Here is an 18485-nt window from a genome sequence, read left to right on the forward strand (position 1 = left end):
TAGAACGGCGAAGGGCCCGACCATCGCGGTCGGGCCCTTCGTCGTCAGGATCGCAGGACGGCCCGACCCGCGCGGCGCAGCGCCCTGCCGACCTCGGCGGGCTCGACCCCCGCGCCGGTGGCCATGGCCCCGTCGCGGAGCATGACGAGCTGCACCGCGACGGAGCGGGGCTCGGGGTGGCCCAGCTCGGCGACCAGCTCCTCGGCCACGTCACGGAGCCACTGGCGGTGGCGCTCGGCCACGGCGCGGACCGGGTGCGCGACGTCGGGGTACTCCGCGGCGGCGTTGAGGAACGGGCACCCGCGGAAGGCGCTCCCGCACACCTGGGCGGCGAGCTGGTCGGCGTAGGCCGCCAGGACCGCCGTCGGGTCGCCGGCGAGCTCGGCGCGCCACGTGGTGACGGCATGCCGCTCCGCCGCGGCGACCGTCTCGAGGTAGGCCTCGACGAGGTGGTCCTTCGTCGGGAAGTGCCGGTAGAAGGTCACCTTGGTGACCCCGGCCTCCGCCATGACCGCGTCGGCGCTGACCGCGCGGATCCCCTCGAGGTAGAACCGCGGCGCCGCCGCGTCGAGGATCCGGCGGGCGACGTCGGACTGCCCGCCGTCGCGCGTCGGCCGCCCGACGATCGGGGCGTCTGCCAGGGCCGTCGTCATCGCGGCAGTGCCTCCGCGGGCTGCGCTGCCAGCGCGGCACGCAGGGACCGCCAGGCGCCCGTCGACCACAGCGCCCAGAGCACCAGCACCGGCTGGCCGAGCAGGCGGACGGCCCGGGCGGTGTCGGACTCGAGCCCGAACGCGTCGGTCCGGGTGACCAGCTGCGAGATGTTGCCGGGGAAGATCGCCACGAAGAAGCCGGCGGCGATCCAGCCGACCGCCGGGCGCCGCCGTCCGGGCGCCGCGAGCAGCGCGCAGCCGAGCGCGATCTCCACCACGCCGGACGCGAGCACGACGGCGTCCGGGTCGGCCGGGAACCACGTCGGCACCTGCGCCTGGAACTCCTCGCGCGCCACCGTCAGGTGCGAGGTCCCCGCGAGCGCGAGGGTCGCGCCGAGCCACACACGCCCGACCGTCCGGAGCACGCCGCTGCGCCGGCTCGGCGGGTCCGCGACGACGTCGCCACGGAGCACCGTGGCGAGCGCGCGTGCCGTGCGCCCGACGTTCATGCCGTGGTCGTCGTCAGGCGGACGGCGATGTTGCCGCGCGTGGCGTTGGAGTAGGGGCACACCTCGTGCGCGCGGGCCACCAGACGCTCGGCGGTGGCCTGGTCGAGCCCGGCGATCTCGGTGTGCAGCGCCGCCTCGATGGTGAAGCCGCCCGAGCCGGTGGTCACCAGGCCGATCTCCGCGACGACCGCGGAGTCGGAGAGCGGGGTCTTCTCCGCGGCCGCGACGGTCTTGAGGGCCGAGTGGAAGCACGACGCCCAGCCGGCGGCGAAGAGCTGCTCCGGGTTGGTGCCACCGCCGCGACCGCCGAGTGCGGCGGGGACGGCGAGCGTGAGGTCGAGGGTCCCGTCGTCACTGACGGCACGCCCTCCGGCACGCCCCTCCCCGGTCGCGGTGGCGATGGCGGTGTACAGAGCGGCCACGAGATCTCCTTGGTAGACGAACTAGTACACCTACCTTAACCCTGGTCGTCCGGGAGGGCGATCCCGAAGATCTTGCGCCGGGCTTCGCCGAGGGTGTCGGCCCCGGGCTCAGGGGCGGGGAAGGCACCCGTGCGGGGCGGACCGACCCACAGGCGCCACCACCCCTCGGCGTCGCGGAACACCTGCCCGGAGGTCTCGAGCCGCGCCCTGCCCGCGGCGGCCAGCTGCGCACGCGCGGACTCCTCGCGCGACGGCGGCACGAAACCCACGACGTGGTTGCGGCACACCACCACGACGCGTCCGCCGCCCTCCGTCTCGAGCGTCAGGTCCACGCGCACGGGTGCCTGCGCGGCGCGCTCGGCGGGGATCAGCGCCCCCGCGAACGCGGTCTGCAGCGCGACCGCCTCCCCGGCGACGAACCCGTCACCGACGTCCGCGGGGACCGCGCCCCGACGCGCGAAGAGCTTCACCGGTCCAGCGTCCCACGCGCCGTCAGAACTCGTCCGCCCCCGCTGTCGAAGGAGCCGCGTCCCGTTCGACGACATGGTGAAGGCCCGGCCCCGGCACTAGCGTCGAGGTGGCCACCGAGCGGAGGAGTTCACCATGAAGGTCCTGGTCATGATCAAGGGCGACGGCGCCGACGAGGACAAGATCGCGCCCACGGACGAGATGTTCCGGGAGATGAACGTCTACAACGAGCAGCTGGTGAACGCCGGGATCATGCTCGCCGGCGAGGGGCTGCAGCCGAGCAAGGCCGGCGCCAAGGTGGTCTGGGACACCAGCGGCGAGGTCTCGGTGGTCGACGGACCGTTCGCGGAGGCCAAGGAGATCATCGCGGGCTACTGGATCTGGCAGGTGAGCTCGCTGGACGAGGCGGTCGAGTGGGCCAAGCGGTGCCCATCCACGGCGGAGATGCGGTCGGTGCTCGAGATCCGGCCGTTCTTCGAGATGGAGGACTTCGCGCAGGTGGTCTCGCCGGAGGTTCTGGAGCGGGAGCAGGCGATCGTCGACCGGCTCAAGGCCCAGCAGGGCTGATGGCCGACGCGCGGCGGACCGTCGAGGTCATCTGGCGGATCGAGTCGCCGCGGCTCATCGCCTCGCTCACCCGGCTGGTCCGGGACGTCGGGCTCGCCGAGGAGCTGGCGCAGGACGCGTTCGTGACCGCGCTGGAGCAGTGGCCGGTCACGGGCGTCCCGGACAAGCCCGGTGCGTGGCTGATGGTGACGGCACGGCACCGGGCGATCGACCTGGTCCGCCGGGAGCAGAACCGCGACGCCAAGTACGCGGTGCTCGCGCGCTCGCTGGCCGACGAGGCGGGGGCGGACCGGATCGTCGACGAGCCCATCGGCGACGACCTGCTCTCGCTGGTGTTCCTCACCTGCCACCCGGTGCTGCCGCGGGAGTCGCGGATCGCGCTGACGCTCCGGCTGTTCGGCGGCCTGACCACCGACGAGATCGCCCGCGCCTACCTGGTCCCGTCGCCGACGATCGGGCAGCGGATCTCCCGCGCCAAGCGCACGCTGGCCGAAGCACAGGTGCCGTTCGAGGTGCCGCAGGCTGACGCACTTCCGGCGCGGGTGGGCTCGGTGCTCGAGGTGGTCTACCTGGTCTTCACCGAGGGCCACGCGTCCACCAGCGGCGACCGGTGGGTGCGCCGGGACCTGGCCGACGAGGCCATGCGCCTGGGCCGCGTGCTCGCCGGGCTCCTCCCGCGCGAGCCGGAGGTGCACGGGCTGGTCGCCCTCATGGAGCTCCAGGCCTCCCGCTTCGACGCCCGCGGCGACGGCGTCCTGCTCCAGGACCAGGACCGCAGACAATGGGACCGGACCCTGATCGAGCACGGCCTCGGGGCGCTCGACCGGTCGATCTCGCTGCGCCGACCGCTCGGTCCGTACACCGTGCAGGCGGCCATCGCGGCGTGCCACAGCCGGGCGCGGTCGTTCGACGAGACCGACTGGGAGGCGATCGTCGCCCTCTACGACGCGCTGGCGCAGCTGGCCCCGTCGCCGGTGGTCGAGCTCAACCGGGCGGTCGCGGTGCTGCACGCAGACGGGCCGCAGGCGGCGCTCGACGCGCTCGACGCGGTGCACGGCGACCCCCGCATGGCGCGCTACCACTTGTACGGCGCAGTCCGCGGGGACGTGCTGCTCCGGCTCGGGCGGGCCGACGAGGCGGCCGAGGTGCTGGAGCGGGCGGCCGGCCTGGCGCCCACCCAGCGCGAACGGAGCCTGCTCATGGCACGGGCGGCGGCGGCCGTGCCCGATGTCGGAGCCTGCTGACACCATGGGCGACATGACGGAACCGACGCAGACGGACGTGGCCGTCCCCGCGCCCGAGCGACCCGGTTGGCGCCGGGACGTCACCATCTTCCTGACGGGGCAGACCGTCTCCCTGTTCGGCTCGATGCTCGTCCAGTACGCCGTGATGTGGCACCTGACCCTGGAGACCAAGTCCGGCGGGGTCATGGCCATGTACGCGGTGTTCGGTTTCCTGCCGCAGGCCGTGATCTCGATCTTCGGCGGTGTGTGGGCGGACCGGCTGGACCGCAAGAAGCTGATCATCGGCGCCGACGCGACCATCGCGATCGTGACGCTCGCCCTGGCGATGTTCATGGCCGCGGGCGCCACCGACCTCTGGCTCATCTTCGTGGCGATCGCCATCCGCTCGGCGGGCGCCGGGATCCAGATGCCCGCGGTCGCCGCGCTGCTCCCGCAGATCGTCCCGGCGGACAAGCTCATGCGCGTCAACGGGATCAACGGCACCATCCAGTCGGCCATGATGCTCGTCGCGCCGGCCGCCGCGGCCGCGGTCTACGCGAGCATGTCGATCGTCGCGGTGTTCTACATCGACGTGGTCACCGCCGTGATCGGGATCGGGCTGCTGCTGATGGTCACCGTCCCGCGGCTGGTGCGGTCGGCGGAAACCGAGCACCTCGGCTACTTCGACGACCTGGTCGGCGGCGTCAGGTACGTCGTCTCGCACGCGTTCGTCCGCTGGGTGCTGGTCCTGTACGCCGTGGTGTTCGTGCTCATCGTGGCGCCCTCGTTCCTCACGCCGCTGATGATCGTGCGGACGTTCGGCGACGAGGTGTGGAAGCTGACCGCCAACGAGCTGGCGTTCAGCATCGGCATGGTGCTCGGCGGCGCGGCGGTGGCCGCCTGGGCGGGGAAGTGGAACCGGGTCCGGATGATCCTGGGCTCCACGCTGGTGTTCGGCGGCATCTCCGTCGGGCTCGGACTGTCCACCAACCTCTGGGTGTTCCTCGGCTTCATGTTCCTGCTCGGGCTGTTCGTGCCGGCGTTCTCCACGCCCTCGTTCACGGTGCTGCAGGAGACCGTGGAGCCGGAGATGCAGGGGCGGGTGTTCGGGTTCGTCGGGATCGTCATGGCCGTGTCGATGCCGTTCGGGATGGCGGTGTTCGGGCCGCTCGCGGACCGGTTCTCGGTGGAGTCGCTGCTGATCTGGGCGGGGATCGCGCTGCTGCTCGTGGTCGCGCTGGCGCTGGTGGTCCCGGGCGGACGGCGGGCGATCCGCGACGCGAACGCGCACGCCGAGGCGTGAGGACGTCGGGCACGATGGCCGCATGATCGCGCCCTTCACTCTGACCGGCCGGCACGTCCAGCTCGAGCCGCTGGCCCTCGCGCACGTCGACGCGCTCGCCGCTGCGGCCGCCGAGGAGCGCGGCAGCTACGGGTTCACGTGGGTGCCCGACGGGGCCGAGGAGACTCGGACGTACGTCGAGGCCGCCCTCGAGCACGCCGGCGGGGGCCGCTCGGTGCCGTTCGCCGTGCGCCGGCTGCCGGACGGGGCGCTCGTGGGCAGCACGCGGTTCCTGGACCTCGAGGTCTTCGAGAACCCGGCGCCGTGGCCTCCGGGCATCGGCGTCGGCGGTGCGCCGAGCGACGAGAACCCCCCGTCCGTCGCCGAGATCGGGAGCACCTGGTACGCGGAGTCGGCGCAGCGCACGGCGGTGAACACCGAGACCAAGCTGCTCCTGCTCACGCACGCGTTCGAGACGTGGAAGTCCCTGCGCGTCACCCTGAAGACCGACGCGCGCAACGCAGCGTCGCGCGCGGCCATCGAGCGGATCGGCGGCACGTTCGAGGGGGTCCGGCGCGTCCACACGGTGGCCACGGACGGCGGCCTGCGGGACACGGCCTACTTCTCGATCGTCGCCGCGGAGTGGTTCGCGGTCCGCGCGGGACTGGTCAGCCGGCTGGGCTGAGCGCGTCGCGGCTGCGGGTGAGGAACTCACGCTCCGCCTCGTTGGCGGTCAGGGCGAGCGCGGCGGCGTAGGCGGCTGCCGCGTCCGTCGGCCGGTCGAGGCGGCGCAGGAGGTCGGCGCGGACCGCGTGGAACAGGTAGAAGCGCTCCAGCGGCAGCCCGTCCACCAGCGCGAGCCCGGCAGAGGGCCCCTCCAGCTCCGCCACCGCGACCGCCCGGTTGAGCGCGACCACCGGGCTGGGCGCGATCGACATCAGCTGGTCGTACAGGAGCACGATCTGCCGCCAGTCGGTCCCCGCCGGCTCGCTGTGCACCGCCTGCATCGCGGCCTGCAGCTGGTACGGACCGAGGTGGTCGCGGCGCAGGCACCGGCGCACGAGCTCCCGGCCCTCGTCGAGCTGCTCGGCGTCCCACAGCGCACGGTCCTGGTCGCGCAGGAGCACCAGCTCGCCGGTCGCGGAGACGCGGGCGTCCCGGCGGGCGTCGGTGAGGAGCATCAGGGCGAGCAGGCCCAGGGCCTCGGGCTCGTCGGGCATGAGCTCGACCAGCACCCGGCCCAGCCGGATCGCCTCGGCGCAGAGGTCGTCGCGGGTGAGGGCGGCCGAGCCGGTGGTGAACACCAGGTAGACCACCGCCAGCACCGCCCGGAGGCGGTCGGGCAGGTCGGCGTCGCGGGGCACCCGGTACGGGATGCGGGCGTCGCGGATCTTGCCCTTGGCGCGCACCAGCCGCTGCGCCATCGTCGGCTCGGGCACCAGGAACGCGTGGGCGATCTCCTCGGTGGTCAGCCCGCCGAGCAGCCGGAGCGTGAGCGCCACCTGCGCCTCGACGGACAAGGCCGGGTGGCAGCAGGTGAACACCAGCCGGAGCCGATCGTCGCGCACGGGCCCCACCTCCACCGGTTCCTCGCGCTCGTGCAGCAGCGCGGCCTGGGCGTGCCGGTCGTCGCGGGACGCCTCGCGGCGCAGCCGGTCGATCGCCTTGCGCTTGGCCGTGGTGATGATCCAGCCGGCCGGGCTGGGCGGGAGCCCGTCCACCGGCCAGTGCTGTACGGCCGCGGCGAACGCCTCCTGCACCGCCTCCTCGGCGACGTCGAGGTCGCCGAAGGTGCGGGTCAGGACGGCGACCGCGCGGCCGTGCTCCGCGCGGAAGACGTCGGCGACGGACTCCGGTCCCACTAGTAGCGGAACGGCCGCACCTCGATGGGCAGCCCCGTGGCGACGGCCAACCTGCCGCCCCAGTCGAGGGCCGCGTCGAGGTCGTCGGCGTCGATGATCGTGAACCCGCCCAGGTGCTCCCGCGCCTCGATGAACGGGCCGTCGGTGGGGATGACGTCGCCGTCCTTGGCGCGCAGTACGGTCGCGGTGCTCGGGTCGTGCAGGCCACCCGCGTAGACCCAGACGCCGGCCTCCCGCATCGCCTGGTCGACGTCGCCGACCGCCTGCATGATCGGCTCGAGCACCTCGGGCGCGGGCCGCGGTCCGACCGGCTCCATCACGCTCAGCAGGTAGTGGCTCATGGCGTCCTCCTCGATGTGCGGCCGCCGGCCCTGCGCCGGCTGCTCACCCCCTGTACGAACGGTGAGCAGCCGGATCGACAGCTACGAAGGAACGTAGTCGAACGTGTCCGGGTCGGGGCCGGTCCGCTCGTCGCGGTTGAGCGCCGAGATGTCCGCCACGTCCAGGTCGGCGAGCTCGAAGTCGAAGAGCGCGAAGTTCTCCTCGATGCGGCTGCGGGTGACCGACTTGGGGAACACGATGTCGCCGCGCTGGATGTGCCACCGCAGCGTGACCTGCGCGGGGGTCTTGCCGAGGGCCTCGGCGATCCGCACGATCGTCGGGTCGTCCAGCACCTTGCCCTGCGCGATCGGGCTCCACGCCTCGGTGGCGATGCCGTGCTCGGTGCCGTACGCGCGCACCGCCGCCTGGGTGAGGTACGGGTGCACCTCGACCTGGTTCACCGCGGGGGTGATGGTGGCCTCCGCCTTGAGGCGGTTCAGGTGGTGCGGCTGGAAGTTGGAGACGCCGATCGACTTGGCGCGGCCGGACCGGTAGAAGTCCTCCATGGCCTTCCAGGTCTCGACGAAGTCGCTCACCGTCGCCAGCGGCCAGTGGATGAGGAAGAGGTCCACGTAGTCCGTGCCGAGCGCCTCGAGCGTGAGGTCGAACGCGATCGCCGCGTCCCCGGGGTCGTGCATGTCGTTGTTCAGCTTGCTGGTGAGGAAGACGTCCTTGCGGTCCAGGCCGGACGCGGCGACGGCGTCCCCGACGCCCTTCTCGTTGCCGTACATCTGCGCGGTGTCGATGTGGCGGTAGCCCACCTCGAAGGCCTGCAGGACCGCGTCCTTGGTCTCCGCGGGGTCGATCTGGAAGACGCCGAAGCCCAGCTGGGGGATCTGCACGCCGGTGTTCAGGGTGATGTTCGGGACGGTGGTCATGTCTCCATTCGACCCCGCGCGGGCCGCGATCGCCTGTTATGGTGACCAACTAACCAGTTGGTTGCACATTGCGAGGAGCTTCAGATGTATGTCGTCCCCGACCAGTCCGGCCGCACCGTCGTCGTCACCGGGGCCAACAGCGGCACCGGGCGGGAGGCCGCCGAGCGCCTGGCCGCCGCAGGTGCGCACGTGGTGCTCGCGGTGCGCAACGCCGAGAAGGGCGAGAAGGCGCTCGCGGAGATCGTCGCGGCTCACCCCGACGCCTCCGCGGAGGTGCGGCTGCTGGACCTCGCCTCCCTGGCCTCGGTGCGTGCGTTCGCCGAGTCGCTCGCGCGCGACCTCCCGCACCTCGACACCCTGATCAACAACGCCGGCGTCATGGCCCCGCCCACCCGCTTCGAGACCGAGGACGGCTTCGAGCTGCAGCTGGGCACCAACTACCTCGGCCCGCTCGCGCTGACCAACCTCCTCCTGCCGCTCCTGCTCGCCGCCCCCGAGGGCCGCGTGACCACGATGAGCAGCGGCATGGCGAACGTGGGTCGCATCCGGTTCGACGACCTGCAGTGGACCCGTCGCCGCTACAGCCCCACACGGTCGTACGCACAGTCGAAGCTGGCCGACCTGCTGCTCGCCCGGCAGCTGGCGCGTGTCTCGATGCAGCGCGGCTGGATCCTGCGCAGCAACGCCGCCCACCCGGGGTTCACGCAGACCAACCTCCAGACGGCCGGCGCCTCGCTCGGGCGTGACTCGGTGCACCGCTCGCCCATCGGCAACCTGCCGTTCGTCCCGTCGCAGCAGCCGGAGCAGGGCGCCGAGCCCATGCTGTTCGCCGCGGCCGACCCGAGTGCGGTGGAGGACGGCTACTACGGCCCGTCGGGTCGGTTCGGGCTCGTCGGCCCCACCGGTCCCGCCCGCCTCAACCGGCGCATGCGCGACGACGACACCGCCGCGCGGCTCTGGGCGGTGGCGCAGGACCTCACGGGCACGGCCCTGCCCGCGTGATGGCCGCCGACACCCCGCGCCGGATCCTCGACGCGGCGGCCGACGAGTTCGCCGAGCGCGGGCTGGCCGGTGCGCGCGTCGACCGGATCGCCGAGCGGGCCGGCGCCAACAAGCAGCGGATCTACGCGTACTTCGGCAGCAAGGACCAGCTGTTCGACGCGGTGATCGAGGACCGGATCGAGCAGCTGCTGGACGCCGTGCCGTTCGACGCGGCGGACCTGCCCGGGTACGCGGTGCGGATCCTCGACTTCAACCTGGAGCACCCGTCGCTGGTGCGCCTGCTCCTCTGGCACAACCTGGAGCGTCCGGCGGTGCTCGCCCGGCTGCCGCAGTCGGTGGAGTCGCACGCGCGGAAGGTGGCGGCCCTGCGCGCCGCGCGCGGCGACGACGAGTGGGCCGCGGACCGGCTTCTCGGCCAGGTGCTCGGGCTGGTGCACGGCGTGACGCTCGCCCCCGGGCCGGACCTGGACCAGACCCGGGCGGACCTGCACCGCGCGGTCAGCCTGCTGGTCGGCTGACTGCCTCGACCACCGCGCGCAGTCGCTCGGGCTGGACCCCGTCCTCCTTCGCGATCGAGCGACGGATCACCCCCGCGAGGAGTGTCAGGGGCCCGCGCACGACGACATCCGCGACCAGGCCGAGGTCGGTGCCGGCTGAGGTCGGGGTGAGCGTGTAGGTGTACACCGCCGTCACGGGTCCGGAACGCGACAGCAGGGCCAGCCGCCGGGGCGCGTCCAGACCGTCGACGAGGGCGGTCCGCTCCTTGCCGCGCACGGTGAAGGTCACCGTCGACCCGGGCGCCACCGGCCCGGTCATGGCGGAGACGCCGGGCATCCAGCGCGGCGCCAGCGACCAGTCGGTGAGCGCGGCCCAGACCGCGTCGGGCGGCGCGGCGATGCTCGTCGTGGTGTCGATCGCGATGGTCATGGCGCGACGTTAGGCGTTCGGGCCGACGCCGTCTTGGACGGAATTGACCACCGGCGCGAACCCCGGCTCGGTGGGCGCGTCCCCGTAGACCGCCCGGTACGCGGCGAGGTACGCGGCCGGCGTCGTGCCCGTGTGCCGCCGGAAGTGGCGGATGAGGTGCGCCTGGTCGTACCAGCCGCGGTCGGCGGCCACCTGCCCCCAGCCGACCGGACGGCCGGTGTCGAGCGAGGCCAGCAGGTCGCGCATCCGGGCCACGCGCGCGAACGTGCCGGGGCTCAGCCCGACGACGCGCCGGAACCCGCGGTCCAGGTGGGCGTGGGACAGGTGCACCGACCGCGCCACGTCGGCCACCGGCCGGCCCGGCTCCGCGACGAGGGCGCCGACCGCCGCCTCGACCGCGTCGGTGCAGCGGGGCAGCGCGCGCTCCCGCTCGGCCACCGACTCCGCCAGCGCGGCCTCGACCGCGGAGATCATCGCGTCCGGGTCCTCGAGCCCGAGCAGCTCCCGACGCAGCGGCGACCACGCCTCCGCCCCGAGCAGCCGGCCCCGCAGCGCCCGCGGGTCGACGCCGAACGCGGTCGCGCACCCGATCGGCGTCGCGACCACGCCGACGCACCACGTCTCGCCGAGGGGCCGGTTGAGCATCGGCTGGTCGTCGGGACCCAGCAGGAACCCGGTCCGCGCCAGGTGCACGTCGCCGGTCCCGTTGCGCGCGACCTGCGCGATCGGGGGACCGAGCACGAGGCCCAGCACGGCCGAGCCCGTCGGCGCCACCCGCTCGGCCGGTGCGCGCAGCCGCCCGCGGGCGTACCAGATGCTCGCCACGTACCGCCCGAGCCCGCCGGTGGGCTCGTGCGTGACGAAGGTGAACGCGTCGGTCACCCCGTGATCGTCCCGCAAAGGAGTGTCGGAGGTCGGTGCAAGGGTGGCACTCTGCCCGCGAGAGACACCCCGCGCCACCGACCTGCAAGGAGTCAGGTATGTCTCACCCCCTCACCTCCCGCGTCACCGGCCCCGTGCTGACCCCGGACCACGAGGGGTTCGCCGAGGAGATCGCCCCCCACAACCGTGCGATCGCGCACGCGCCCGACGTCGCGGTCGGTGCCGCGAGCACACAGGACGTCGCCGAGACCGTGCGCTGGGCCGCCGAGCAGGGAGTACCCCTCCACGTGCTGGCCACGGGCCACGGCGCCACCACGCCGGTGACCTCGGGCGTCCTGCTCACCACGCGCCGGCTCGGTGGCGTCGAGGTGGACCCGGAGACCCGCGTCGCGACGATCGGTGCCGGCGTGCGCTGGTCCGACGTCGTTCCCGTCGCCGACGCCCACGGGCTGACGCCGATCGCGGGGTCGTCGGCCAACGTCGGCGTGGCCGGCTACCTCCTGGGCGGAGGGCTCGGTCCGTTCGCCCGCAGCCACGGGTACAGCTCGGACCTGCTCGAGTCCCTCACCGTGGTCACCGGGACGGGTGAGGTGGTCGAGGCGTCGGCCGACGCGCACCCGGACCTCTTCTGGGCGCTCCGGGGCGGCAAGGTCGGCCTCGGCGTGGTGACGCAGCTCCGCCTGCGCCTGGTCGCCATGCCCGAGCTCTACGCCGGCACGCTGTTCTTCGGCGCCGAGCACATCGACGCCGCCCTGCGCGGCTGGCTGGCGTGGACGCCCACCGCGGACGCCGCGACGACCACCAGCGCGGCGATCGTGCGTTTCCCACCGCTCGAGGTCATCCCGGAGTTCCTGCGTGGCCGCACGGTCCTGCTCCTGCGCGTGGCCCGCCCGGGCGACGAAGCGGCGGGAACGGCGGCCGCCGCGCCCCTGCGCGCCCTCGCGCCGGCGTTCCTGGACACGGTCGGCGTCCTGCCCGCCGCCCGGGCAGCCGAGATCCACAACGACCCGGGCCAGCCGGGACCTGGCTGGGTGCGCGGGATGCTGCTCGACCGCGCGGACGACGAGCTCGCCGACGCGTGGCTCGGGCTGGTGGGTGCCGACGCGACGACGCCGTTCATGGCCGCCGAGCTGCGGCACGTCGCCGGGGCCACCGGGGTCGACGTGCCGGGCGGGTCGGCGGTGTCCGGGCGCGGGTCGGCCTTCGTCGTGGCGGTCGCGAGCGGCGACCCGAGCCGGTTCGCCGAGCTGCCGGCCGCCGCCGACGCGATCACGGAGGCGTTGGGCCCGTGGGCATCGGCCGAGGTCAACCCCAACTTCTCCGGCACCGGGACGGCAGTCTGGGAGCCGGCGGTGGCCGACCGACTGGTGCAGGTGCGGCAGACGTACGACCCGGCGGGGGTGTTCGCGTGACCCCGTCTGGGGAGGAGTGGTGAAGGCTGCACCGTTCCCGCCCGCCGGGTGACCCGGTGGTGACACGCTCTCGGAGCGTCGTGCGGACGAGTGGGCCTGGCGTGCAACAGCAGGAAGCGGCACGATGCCGCGCGACGAGGGGACAGCATGTCGTTCGCAGGTGAACGCGCAGTGGCCGGTCGGCGGCTCGTGGGCGGCGGGATCGCCCTCGTCATCGTGGCGGCCGGTCTGACCGGGTGCTCGGCCGAGCCGCCCGACCCGACGAGCGCGACCGAGGCGCTCGCTGCTGCCCTCACGTCCGGCGACTTCACGAAGGCACCGTTCGCCGGCGGGACCGCCGACGTCACGGCGGCCACGGACATCCGCACCAGCGCCTACGAGGGCCTCGCTCCGTGGGAGCCCACCGTGACGGTCGTCTCGACGACGGTGGACGAGCAGGACGAGGACGTCGCGACGGCGACCCTGGGGTTCACGTGGGACGTCGACGACAGCGACTCCGACTGGACGTACGAGACGCACGCGAAGCTCGCCCGCGACGACGAGGACGTCTGGCACGTCACGTGGTCGCCCGCGCTGCTCGCACCGGACCTGGTCGCCGGAGAGGTGCTCGGCGTCGAACGCTCCCGCGCCGAGCGCGCCAACGTGCTGGGCGCCAACGGCGCCGTGATCGTCGAGCCGCGACGCGTGCACCGGGTCGGGATCGACAAGACGCGCCTCGCCGCCCCCGAGCAGGACGCCGCGGCGCGCGAGCTGGCGCGGCAGCTGGGCGTCGACGCGGACGCCTACGCGGCGAAGGTGGTCGGTGCGGGCGAGAAGGCCTTCGTCGAGGCGATCACCATCCGCGACGGCGACACCGGCTACGACATCCCGGTGCTCGTGGGGCTTCCCGGCGTGATCGAGGTGCCGGACACGTTGCCGCTCGCCCCGACGCGGCAGTTCGCCCGGCCGATCCTCGGGACGGTCGGACCCGCGACGGCCGAGATCATCGAGAAGTCGGACGGTGCCGTGTCCGCCGGGGACCTCGCGGGGCTGTCCGGGCTGCAGCGCCAGTACGACGCGCAGCTGCGCGGCCTGCCCGGTCTGACGATCACCGCCGCGCAGGCCGACGGTGCGGCCAAGCGACAGCTGTACGCCGTCGAGGCGACGCCGGGCACCCCGCTGACGACCACCCTCGACGTCCGTCTGCAGGAGGCGGCGGAGTCCGTCGTCGCCACCGTCGGGCCCGCGAACGCGATCGTCGCCCTCCGCCCGTCGACCGGCGACGTGCTCGCCGCCGCCAGCGGGGTGGGCGGCGAGGGCATGTCCACCGCCACGCTCGGCCAGTTCGCCCCCGGCTCGACGTTCAAGGTGGTCAGCGCGCTCGCGCTGCTGCGGTCGGGGCTCACGGCGGACAGCGACACGACCTGCCCCGCCACCGTCTCCGTGGACGGGCGCTCGTTCTCCAACTTCCCCGAGTACCCCACCGACAAGCTGGGCACCATCCCGCTGCGGACCGCCTTCGCCCACTCGTGCAACACCGCCTTCATCTCGGCGCGCGAGCAGGCCAACCAGGACGCGCTCATCGACGCCGCCGGCTCGCTCGGGCTGGACCCGCACGCGACCCTCGGCTTCCCCGCGTTCCTCGGGGACGTCCCCGCCGACTCCGACGGCACCGACCACGCCGCGTCGATGATCGGGCAGGGCCGCGTGCTCGCGTCGCCGCTCGGCATGGCCACGGTCGCCGCGTCCGTGGCGAAGGGGTCGACGGTCCTGCCCCGGCTCGTGGTCCCCGCCGAGGGCGTCACGACCCCGGCGCCGAGCGAGGAGGACTCGGCGGAGCCGAGCGAGACCGCCCCGCCCGCCGCCCCGCTGACCGCCGACGAGGCCGCCACCCTGAAGCAGCTGATGCGCGGCGTGGTGACCGAGGGTGGCGCGACGTTCCTGCAGGACGTCCCCGGTGACGAGGTGGCGGCCAAGACCGGCACCGCGCAGTTCGGTGAGGCCGGCAACCTGCAGAACCACGTGTGGATGATCGCGATCCAGGGCGACCTCGCGGTCGCGGTGTTCGTCGACGTCGGCGAGTACGGGTCGACCACCGCGGGCCCGCTGCTGGAGCAGTTCCTCCGGGCGGCGCAGGGGTGATCGTCGGAGCACCTGGCGCTGTGAGAGCGTCGGAGCCATGAGCACCGAGGACACCCGCACCCAGTACGAGCGCATGGTCGCCGGCGACTGGTACGAGGCCGACGCCCAGATCCACGAGCTGACCAGCGCTGCGCAGGCCCGTGCCGAGCGGTTCGCGCAGGCCGTGAAGGACGGTGCCGACGACGCCGTCGACCGGCTGCGCGAGCTGCTCGGGTCGCTCGGGGACGACACCTGGATCCGCCCGCCGCTGTACGTCGACTACGGCGTGCACCTGCACGTGGGCGCGCGGACGTTCGCCAACTTCGGCCTGGTCGCGCTCGACGTGGCGCCCATCCACATCGGCGACGACGTGCAGATCGGCCCGAACGTCCAGCTGCTCACCCCGATCCATCCGGTGGACCCGGAGCCGCGACGGAACAAGCTCGAGGCCGCCAAGCCGATCACCATCGGCAACAACGTGTGGCTCGGCGGCGGCGCCATCGTGTGCCCGGGCGTGACCATCGGTGACAACACGGTGGTCGGCGCGGGAGCGGTCGTCACCAAGGACCTGCCCGCCAACGTCGTCGCGGTAGGCAACCCCGCGCGCGTGATCAAGGAGATCTGATGACCGAGCGTGCCGTCGGCGTCATGCTCCCGCGGGACCTGCCCGCCGACCGGTTCCGCGCCTACGCGCAGCGGGCCGAGGCGTTGGGGTTCGACGAGCTCTGGGTGGTGGAGGACTGCTTCTTCCGCGGCGGCGTCGCGCAGGCCGCCGCGGCGCTCGCGATGACGGAGCGCATCCGGGTCGGCATCGGCATCCTCCCGGCGGCGGTGCGGAACGCGGCGTTCACCGCGATGGAGGCCGCGACGCTGGCGGAGCTGTTCCCGGGGCGGATCGATGTCGGCATCGGGCACGGGATGCGCGGCTGGATGACGCAGGTCGGCGCGTGGCCGGCGAGCCCGCTGACGATGCTGGGTGAGCACCTGGACGCGGTGCGGGCGGTGCTCCGCGGCGGGTCCGTGGACGCCGAGGGTCGTTATGTGAACCTCGACGGGATCGACCTGAACACCCCGCCGAGCAGCGTGCCTCGCGTGCTGGCCGGGGTGCGCGGGCCGAAGTCGCTCGCACTCGCGGGCCGGTCCGCCGACGGCACGATCCTCGCGGAGCCGGTCACGCCCGAGTACGTGGCCGAGGCGCTCCGGCACATCGCGCCCACGCGGGAGCACCGGATCGTGGCGTACTGCGTCGCGGTGGTCGACGACTCCGCGACCGTGGCCCGCGACGCCGCCCGGCCCGCGCTGGAGTGGATCGGCGAGCCCGACTGGGACGTGCACATCGCTCCGCTGCCGTTCGCCGACGAGTTCCGCGCGCTGCGGGCCGCGTCGAGCACCCGTGCGGAGTTCGTCGCGAGGATGCCCGACGCGTGGGTCGACCAGCTCGCCGTCGTCGGCACCGTCGACGACACACGCCGCCGCATCGCGCAGCTGCACGACGCGGGCGTCACCACGACCGTCCTCATGCCCGTCGGAGCGGACCCGCTGGCCGCGCTGGAGGACCTGGCCAGGGTGCTCTAGCCGCCCCGGCGGGCCGCGTCCCGGAGCAACCGCGTCCGCGATCAGGTGGATCCCGCCTCAAACCGCCGCGAACGACCGCCGCGATGCGGGAGACTCGGCCTCCCATCGTGAGTTCGTGCGTGATCGGAGACTGGGCCGTGGCTGATCAGGCGGAACACGAGGGGAGGGCCAGGCATCTGGCCCCGCGGCGTCCGAGACGCGTCCGTCCCGCTCGAGGCTCGAGGCTCACGCGGACGGCCGTCGCCCTCACGCTGGCCGCGATCACGCTCGGCGGGCTCACGAGCGCTGCGGCGGGCGCCTTCGTCGACAACACGACCGTCGTCTATGACGTCTACGGACAACGGCTCGATGCGCACGACGGTGATCTACTCCAGGGCCCGGACGGGACGCTGTACCTCTACGGGACCTCGTACGGGTGCGGGTTCCGGCTCGGTGCCGTCGGCTCCGCCTACTGCGGCGTCCGGATCTACTCGACGCGGGACCTGCGAACGTTCACGCCCGCGGGCGCCGTCGGCGGGATGTACGCGTTCGACCACCTGTCCGCGGACTGGCAGACGCTGTGTGCGCCGCCCGCGTTCGGGTGCTTCCGGCCGCACGTGGTGCGCAGGCCGGCGGACGGCCGCTTCGTGATGTGGCTCAACGTCCACTCGCGACCCGGCTACGTGACGATGGTCGCGGACTCGCCTGCGGGGCCGTTCGTCCCGACCGGGATCACGCCGACGCTCGCCGTCGACCCGGGCTCGGGGTTGCGATGGGGCGACCACGACGTGACGATCGCGCCGGACGGTCGGGGGTATCTGACCTACACCGTCATCGACCCGGCGACGAACGCGCACGCGCTCGTGATCGAGGAGCTCGATCCGACGCTGACGGTCGGGACTGCGCGCCACCAGGTGCTCGACATCTACTCGGGCACCGACCTCGTGGAGTCGCCCGGTCTCTTCTACGGGCCGAACAGCGCGTGGTACCTGACGTACTCGGACCCGGCGCGCCCGTACATGGTGACGGGGACGGGGGTCGTGAACGGACCGCGGAACACGAACGACCCGTTGTCGGGGGCGTGGTCCGCGCCGCGCACCCTCAACCCGACGTCGTGCTCCGGACAGCCCACGGGGGTGTGGCCCGTGACGGGCGCGACGGGCGCGACGACGTTCGTCTACGGGACGGACCGGTGGGAGAACGGGAACCCGAACCAGACCCGGGCCAACTCGTACTTCGGTGCGCTCACGTTCCGCGCGAACGGGGGGACTGCCATCGACGGCTACGTCTGCCAACCGTCGTGGGTGCTCCCGTGAGAGCTAGCGTGCAGTGAGGTGAGCGGCGAGCCTCTCGACGGTGTCGGCGAGCTCCGCCGGTTCGATGACGACCACCGGGGCGGTGAGCGCGAGGCGGGCCACCGTCATGGCGAGCCGGCCGAGATCCTCGCTGCGGATCCGGACGAGACACGAGCCCGCGTGCGTCTCGACGAGGGTGTGGTCCACCCAGCGGAGCACACCCTCGAGCTCGGCGAACGGGGCGTCGACGGCGATCGTCGCCTCGTGCTCACGGGGTATCGAGCCGATCGAGCCTGCGACGAAGCTCGCCGCATCGCCACCGGGGATCTGCCGGAGCGCGAAGTGACTGCCCGCCAGCCGGGGGTCCCGGAGCCGGTCCAGCCGGAACGTGCGCCAGTCGCTGCGACCGTGGTCCCATGCCACGAGATACCAGCGACGGCCGGCGGTGACGAGCTGGTGCGGCTCGACGAGCCGTCGGCTGTCCGTGCCATCGCGTCGTCGGTAGTCGAAACGCACGCCCTCGCGGTCCCGGCACGCCGCTGCGAGCACACTGAGCGCTTCGGGGTCGACGACGTCGCCGTCGGCTGGGAACCGCATCGACGTGACGCTCGAGTGCAGCGCCGACACCCGTCGGCGTAGCCGGTCGGGCAGGAGCTGTTCGATCTTCGTCAGGGCGCGCAGCGACGTCTCCTCCATGCCGCTGATGGCGGCCTCCGCGGCGTAGCGCAGTCCGACGGCTACCGCGACGGCCTCCTCGTCGTCGAGGACCAGGGGCGGTACGTGCGCCCCCGTGGCAAGTCGGTAGCCCCCGTACCGTCCCGACGTCGCATCGACCGGATAGCCGAGGTCGCGCAACCGGTCCACGTCACGGCGCACCGATCGCTCGGTGATCTCGAGGCGTTCGGCGAGCTCGGCTCCACGCCAGAACCGATGGGTCTGCAGGAGCGAGAGCAGCTGCAGCGCACGACCGGTGGGATCCTTCCGCATCCTCTCAGTCTGCCCTCCAACGAGGACCGATCCTGTCCGCAATGCTCCCTACGGTGGCCGCAACCGATCAGGCGGCACCGC

The 18485-nt window shown here is 73.3% G+C and carries 21 protein-coding genes; 11 read left to right on the forward strand and 10 right to left on the reverse strand.

The window, feature by feature from the left end:
- Positions 1-44 precede the first annotated feature (44 nt).
- The 4 genes from ASD18_RS03350 to ASD18_RS03365 are packed head-to-tail and all read right to left on the reverse strand — an operon-like array spanning position 45 to position 2054.
- Positions 45-653 (reverse strand): TetR/AcrR family transcriptional regulator, encoded by a 609-nt coding sequence (locus tag ASD18_RS03350; protein ID WP_056086619.1) that lies wholly within the window; start codon positions 651-653, stop codon positions 45-47.
- Positions 650-1162 carry a hypothetical protein gene (locus ASD18_RS03355; RefSeq protein ID WP_056086622.1) on the reverse strand — a complete coding sequence of 171 codons (513 nt, stop codon included), beginning with the start codon at positions 1160-1162 and terminating at the stop codon, positions 650-652. The genes ASD18_RS03350 and ASD18_RS03355 overlap by 4 nt, the downstream gene beginning before the upstream one ends.
- Positions 1159-1584 carry an organic hydroperoxide resistance protein gene (locus ASD18_RS03360; protein WP_056086625.1) on the reverse strand — a complete coding sequence of 142 codons (426 nt, stop codon included), beginning with the start codon at positions 1582-1584 and terminating at the stop codon, positions 1159-1161. Before ASD18_RS03360 ends, ASD18_RS03355 begins: the two co-directional genes overlap by 4 nt.
- Before the next feature lie 35 nt (positions 1585-1619).
- Positions 1620-2054, reverse strand: a complete 435-nt coding sequence (locus tag ASD18_RS03365) for a hypothetical protein (RefSeq protein ID WP_056086629.1) — start codon at positions 2052-2054, stop codon at positions 1620-1622.
- A gap of 133 nt (positions 2055-2187) precedes the next feature.
- Here ASD18_RS03365 and ASD18_RS03370 point away from each other — a divergent pair, with 133 nt between their 5' ends.
- From ASD18_RS03370 to ASD18_RS03385, 4 genes are read left to right on the forward strand one after another with little or no spacing between them, the layout of a single operon-like run.
- The gene (locus tag ASD18_RS03370) at positions 2188-2619 is read left to right on the forward strand and encodes a YciI family protein (protein ID WP_056086631.1); all 432 of its coding nucleotides are present in this window, start codon (positions 2188-2190) and stop codon (positions 2617-2619) included.
- Complete coding sequence (locus ASD18_RS03375) at positions 2619-3863, forward strand: RNA polymerase sigma factor (RefSeq protein WP_056086633.1); 1245 nt, start codon at positions 2619-2621, stop codon at positions 3861-3863. Before ASD18_RS03370 ends, ASD18_RS03375 begins: the two co-directional genes overlap by 1 nt.
- A gap of 13 nt (positions 3864-3876) precedes the next feature.
- A complete protein-coding gene (locus ASD18_RS03380; RefSeq protein ID WP_056091480.1) occupies positions 3877-5145 on the forward strand; it encodes an MFS transporter in 1269 nt (422 codons plus the stop codon).
- A gap of 22 nt (positions 5146-5167) precedes the next feature.
- Positions 5168-5809 (forward strand): GNAT family N-acetyltransferase, encoded by a 642-nt coding sequence (locus ASD18_RS03385; RefSeq protein WP_056086636.1) that lies wholly within the window; start codon positions 5168-5170, stop codon positions 5807-5809.
- Here ASD18_RS03385 and ASD18_RS03390 read toward each other — a convergent pair.
- The 3 genes from ASD18_RS03390 to ASD18_RS03400 form a co-directional block, all read right to left on the reverse strand.
- The gene (locus ASD18_RS03390; protein ID WP_056086639.1) at positions 5793-6986 is read right to left on the reverse strand and encodes an RNA polymerase sigma factor; all 1194 of its coding nucleotides are present in this window, start codon (positions 6984-6986) and stop codon (positions 5793-5795) included. The two genes, ASD18_RS03385 and ASD18_RS03390, sit on opposite strands and share 17 nt — an antisense overlap.
- Positions 6986-7327: a YciI family protein gene (locus ASD18_RS03395; protein ID WP_056086642.1), complete on the reverse strand. Its 342-nt coding sequence runs from the start codon at positions 7325-7327 to the stop codon at positions 6986-6988. Before ASD18_RS03395 ends, ASD18_RS03390 begins: the two co-directional genes overlap by 1 nt.
- Positions 7328-7408: 81 nt before the next feature.
- Positions 7409-8245 carry an aldo/keto reductase gene (locus tag ASD18_RS03400; protein WP_056086645.1) on the reverse strand — a complete coding sequence of 279 codons (837 nt, stop codon included), beginning with the start codon at positions 8243-8245 and terminating at the stop codon, positions 7409-7411.
- 84 nt (positions 8246-8329) lie between these two features.
- Between ASD18_RS03400 and ASD18_RS03405 the strand changes: the two genes are divergently transcribed.
- Together ASD18_RS03405 and ASD18_RS03410 are read left to right on the forward strand one after the other, a co-directional pair.
- A complete protein-coding gene (locus ASD18_RS03405) occupies positions 8330-9247 on the forward strand; it encodes an SDR family oxidoreductase (protein ID WP_056086648.1) in 918 nt (305 codons plus the stop codon).
- The gene (locus ASD18_RS03410) at positions 9247-9765 is read left to right on the forward strand and encodes a TetR/AcrR family transcriptional regulator (protein WP_056086651.1); all 519 of its coding nucleotides are present in this window, start codon (positions 9247-9249) and stop codon (positions 9763-9765) included. The genes ASD18_RS03405 and ASD18_RS03410 overlap by 1 nt, the downstream gene beginning before the upstream one ends.
- On the opposite strand, the gene ASD18_RS03415 is transcribed toward ASD18_RS03410, so the two are convergent.
- Both ASD18_RS03415 and ASD18_RS03420 read right to left on the reverse strand, forming a co-directional pair.
- A complete protein-coding gene (locus ASD18_RS03415) occupies positions 9746-10174 on the reverse strand; it encodes an SRPBCC family protein (protein WP_056086653.1) in 429 nt (142 codons plus the stop codon). The two genes, ASD18_RS03410 and ASD18_RS03415, sit on opposite strands and share 20 nt — an antisense overlap.
- Positions 10175-10183: 9 nt before the next feature.
- Positions 10184-11056 carry an AraC family transcriptional regulator gene (locus ASD18_RS03420; RefSeq protein WP_056086656.1) on the reverse strand — a complete coding sequence of 291 codons (873 nt, stop codon included), beginning with the start codon at positions 11054-11056 and terminating at the stop codon, positions 10184-10186.
- Positions 11057-11154: 98 nt separating this feature from the next.
- Here ASD18_RS03420 and ASD18_RS03425 point away from each other — a divergent pair, with 98 nt between their 5' ends.
- The 5 genes from ASD18_RS03425 to ASD18_RS03445 all read left to right on the forward strand — a co-directional run bounded on the left by ASD18_RS03425 (position 11155) and on the right by ASD18_RS03445 (position 17438).
- The gene (locus tag ASD18_RS03425) at positions 11155-12468 is read left to right on the forward strand and encodes an FAD-binding oxidoreductase (RefSeq protein ID WP_056086658.1); all 1314 of its coding nucleotides are present in this window, start codon (positions 11155-11157) and stop codon (positions 12466-12468) included.
- A gap of 147 nt (positions 12469-12615) precedes the next feature.
- Positions 12616-14589, forward strand: a complete 1974-nt coding sequence (locus ASD18_RS03430; protein ID WP_056086660.1) for a penicillin-binding transpeptidase domain-containing protein — start codon at positions 12616-12618, stop codon at positions 14587-14589.
- A 37-nt stretch (positions 14590-14626) separates the two neighbouring features.
- Positions 14627-15193, forward strand: coding sequence for a sugar O-acetyltransferase (locus tag ASD18_RS03435; protein WP_056086663.1), 567 nt, complete (start codon positions 14627-14629; stop codon positions 15191-15193).
- Positions 15193-16143 (forward strand): LLM class flavin-dependent oxidoreductase, encoded by a 951-nt coding sequence (locus ASD18_RS03440; protein ID WP_056086666.1) that lies wholly within the window; start codon positions 15193-15195, stop codon positions 16141-16143. The genes ASD18_RS03435 and ASD18_RS03440 overlap by 1 nt, the downstream gene beginning before the upstream one ends.
- Before the next feature lie 137 nt (positions 16144-16280).
- Complete coding sequence (locus tag ASD18_RS03445; protein WP_156387871.1) at positions 16281-17438, forward strand: family 43 glycosylhydrolase; 1158 nt, start codon at positions 16281-16283, stop codon at positions 17436-17438.
- Between the two features lie 3 nt (positions 17439-17441).
- Here ASD18_RS03445 and ASD18_RS03450 read toward each other — a convergent pair whose 3' ends face one another.
- Positions 17442-18404 carry a YafY family protein gene (locus tag ASD18_RS03450; RefSeq protein WP_056086673.1) on the reverse strand — a complete coding sequence of 321 codons (963 nt, stop codon included), beginning with the start codon at positions 18402-18404 and terminating at the stop codon, positions 17442-17444.
- Between the last annotated feature and the right edge of the window lie 81 nt (positions 18405-18485).

It is taken from the genome of Cellulomonas sp. Root137, assembly GCF_001426725.1.
Lineage (GTDB): Bacteria > Actinomycetota > Actinomycetes > Actinomycetales > Cellulomonadaceae > Cellulomonas.

Coding starts and splice junctions, on each gene's coding strand:
- ASD18_RS03355 (WP_056086622.1), bottom strand. CDS start 1,162: ATGAACGTCGGGCGCACGGCACGCGCGCTCGCCACGGTGCTCCGTGGC.
- ASD18_RS03380 (WP_056091480.1), top strand. CDS start 3,877: ATGACGGAACCGACGCAGACGGACGTGGCCGTCCCCGCGCCCGAGCGA.
- ASD18_RS03400 (WP_056086645.1), bottom strand. CDS start 8,245: ATGACCACCGTCCCGAACATCACCCTGAACACCGGCGTGCAGATCCCC.
- ASD18_RS03415 (WP_056086653.1), bottom strand. CDS start 10,174: ATGACCATCGCGATCGACACCACGACGAGCATCGCCGCGCCGCCCGAC.
- ASD18_RS03370 (WP_056086631.1), top strand. CDS start 2,188: ATGAAGGTCCTGGTCATGATCAAGGGCGACGGCGCCGACGAGGACAAG.
- ASD18_RS03350 (WP_056086619.1), bottom strand. CDS start 653: ATGACGACGGCCCTGGCAGACGCCCCGATCGTCGGGCGGCCGACGCGC.
- ASD18_RS03395 (WP_056086642.1), bottom strand. CDS start 7,327: ATGAGCCACTACCTGCTGAGCGTGATGGAGCCGGTCGGACCGCGGCCC.
- ASD18_RS03405 (WP_056086648.1), top strand. CDS start 8,330: ATGTATGTCGTCCCCGACCAGTCCGGCCGCACCGTCGTCGTCACCGGG.
- ASD18_RS03440 (WP_056086666.1), top strand. CDS start 15,193: ATGACCGAGCGTGCCGTCGGCGTCATGCTCCCGCGGGACCTGCCCGCC.
- ASD18_RS03425 (WP_056086658.1), top strand. CDS start 11,155: ATGTCTCACCCCCTCACCTCCCGCGTCACCGGCCCCGTGCTGACCCCG.
- ASD18_RS03410 (WP_056086651.1), top strand. CDS start 9,247: ATGGCCGCCGACACCCCGCGCCGGATCCTCGACGCGGCGGCCGACGAG.
- ASD18_RS03450 (WP_056086673.1), bottom strand. CDS start 18,404: ATGCGGAAGGATCCCACCGGTCGTGCGCTGCAGCTGCTCTCGCTCCTG.
- ASD18_RS03435 (WP_056086663.1), top strand. CDS start 14,627: ATGAGCACCGAGGACACCCGCACCCAGTACGAGCGCATGGTCGCCGGC.
- ASD18_RS03375 (WP_056086633.1), top strand. CDS start 2,619: ATGGCCGACGCGCGGCGGACCGTCGAGGTCATCTGGCGGATCGAGTCG.
- ASD18_RS03430 (WP_056086660.1), top strand. CDS start 12,616: ATGTCGTTCGCAGGTGAACGCGCAGTGGCCGGTCGGCGGCTCGTGGGC.
- ASD18_RS03385 (WP_056086636.1), top strand. CDS start 5,168: ATGATCGCGCCCTTCACTCTGACCGGCCGGCACGTCCAGCTCGAGCCG.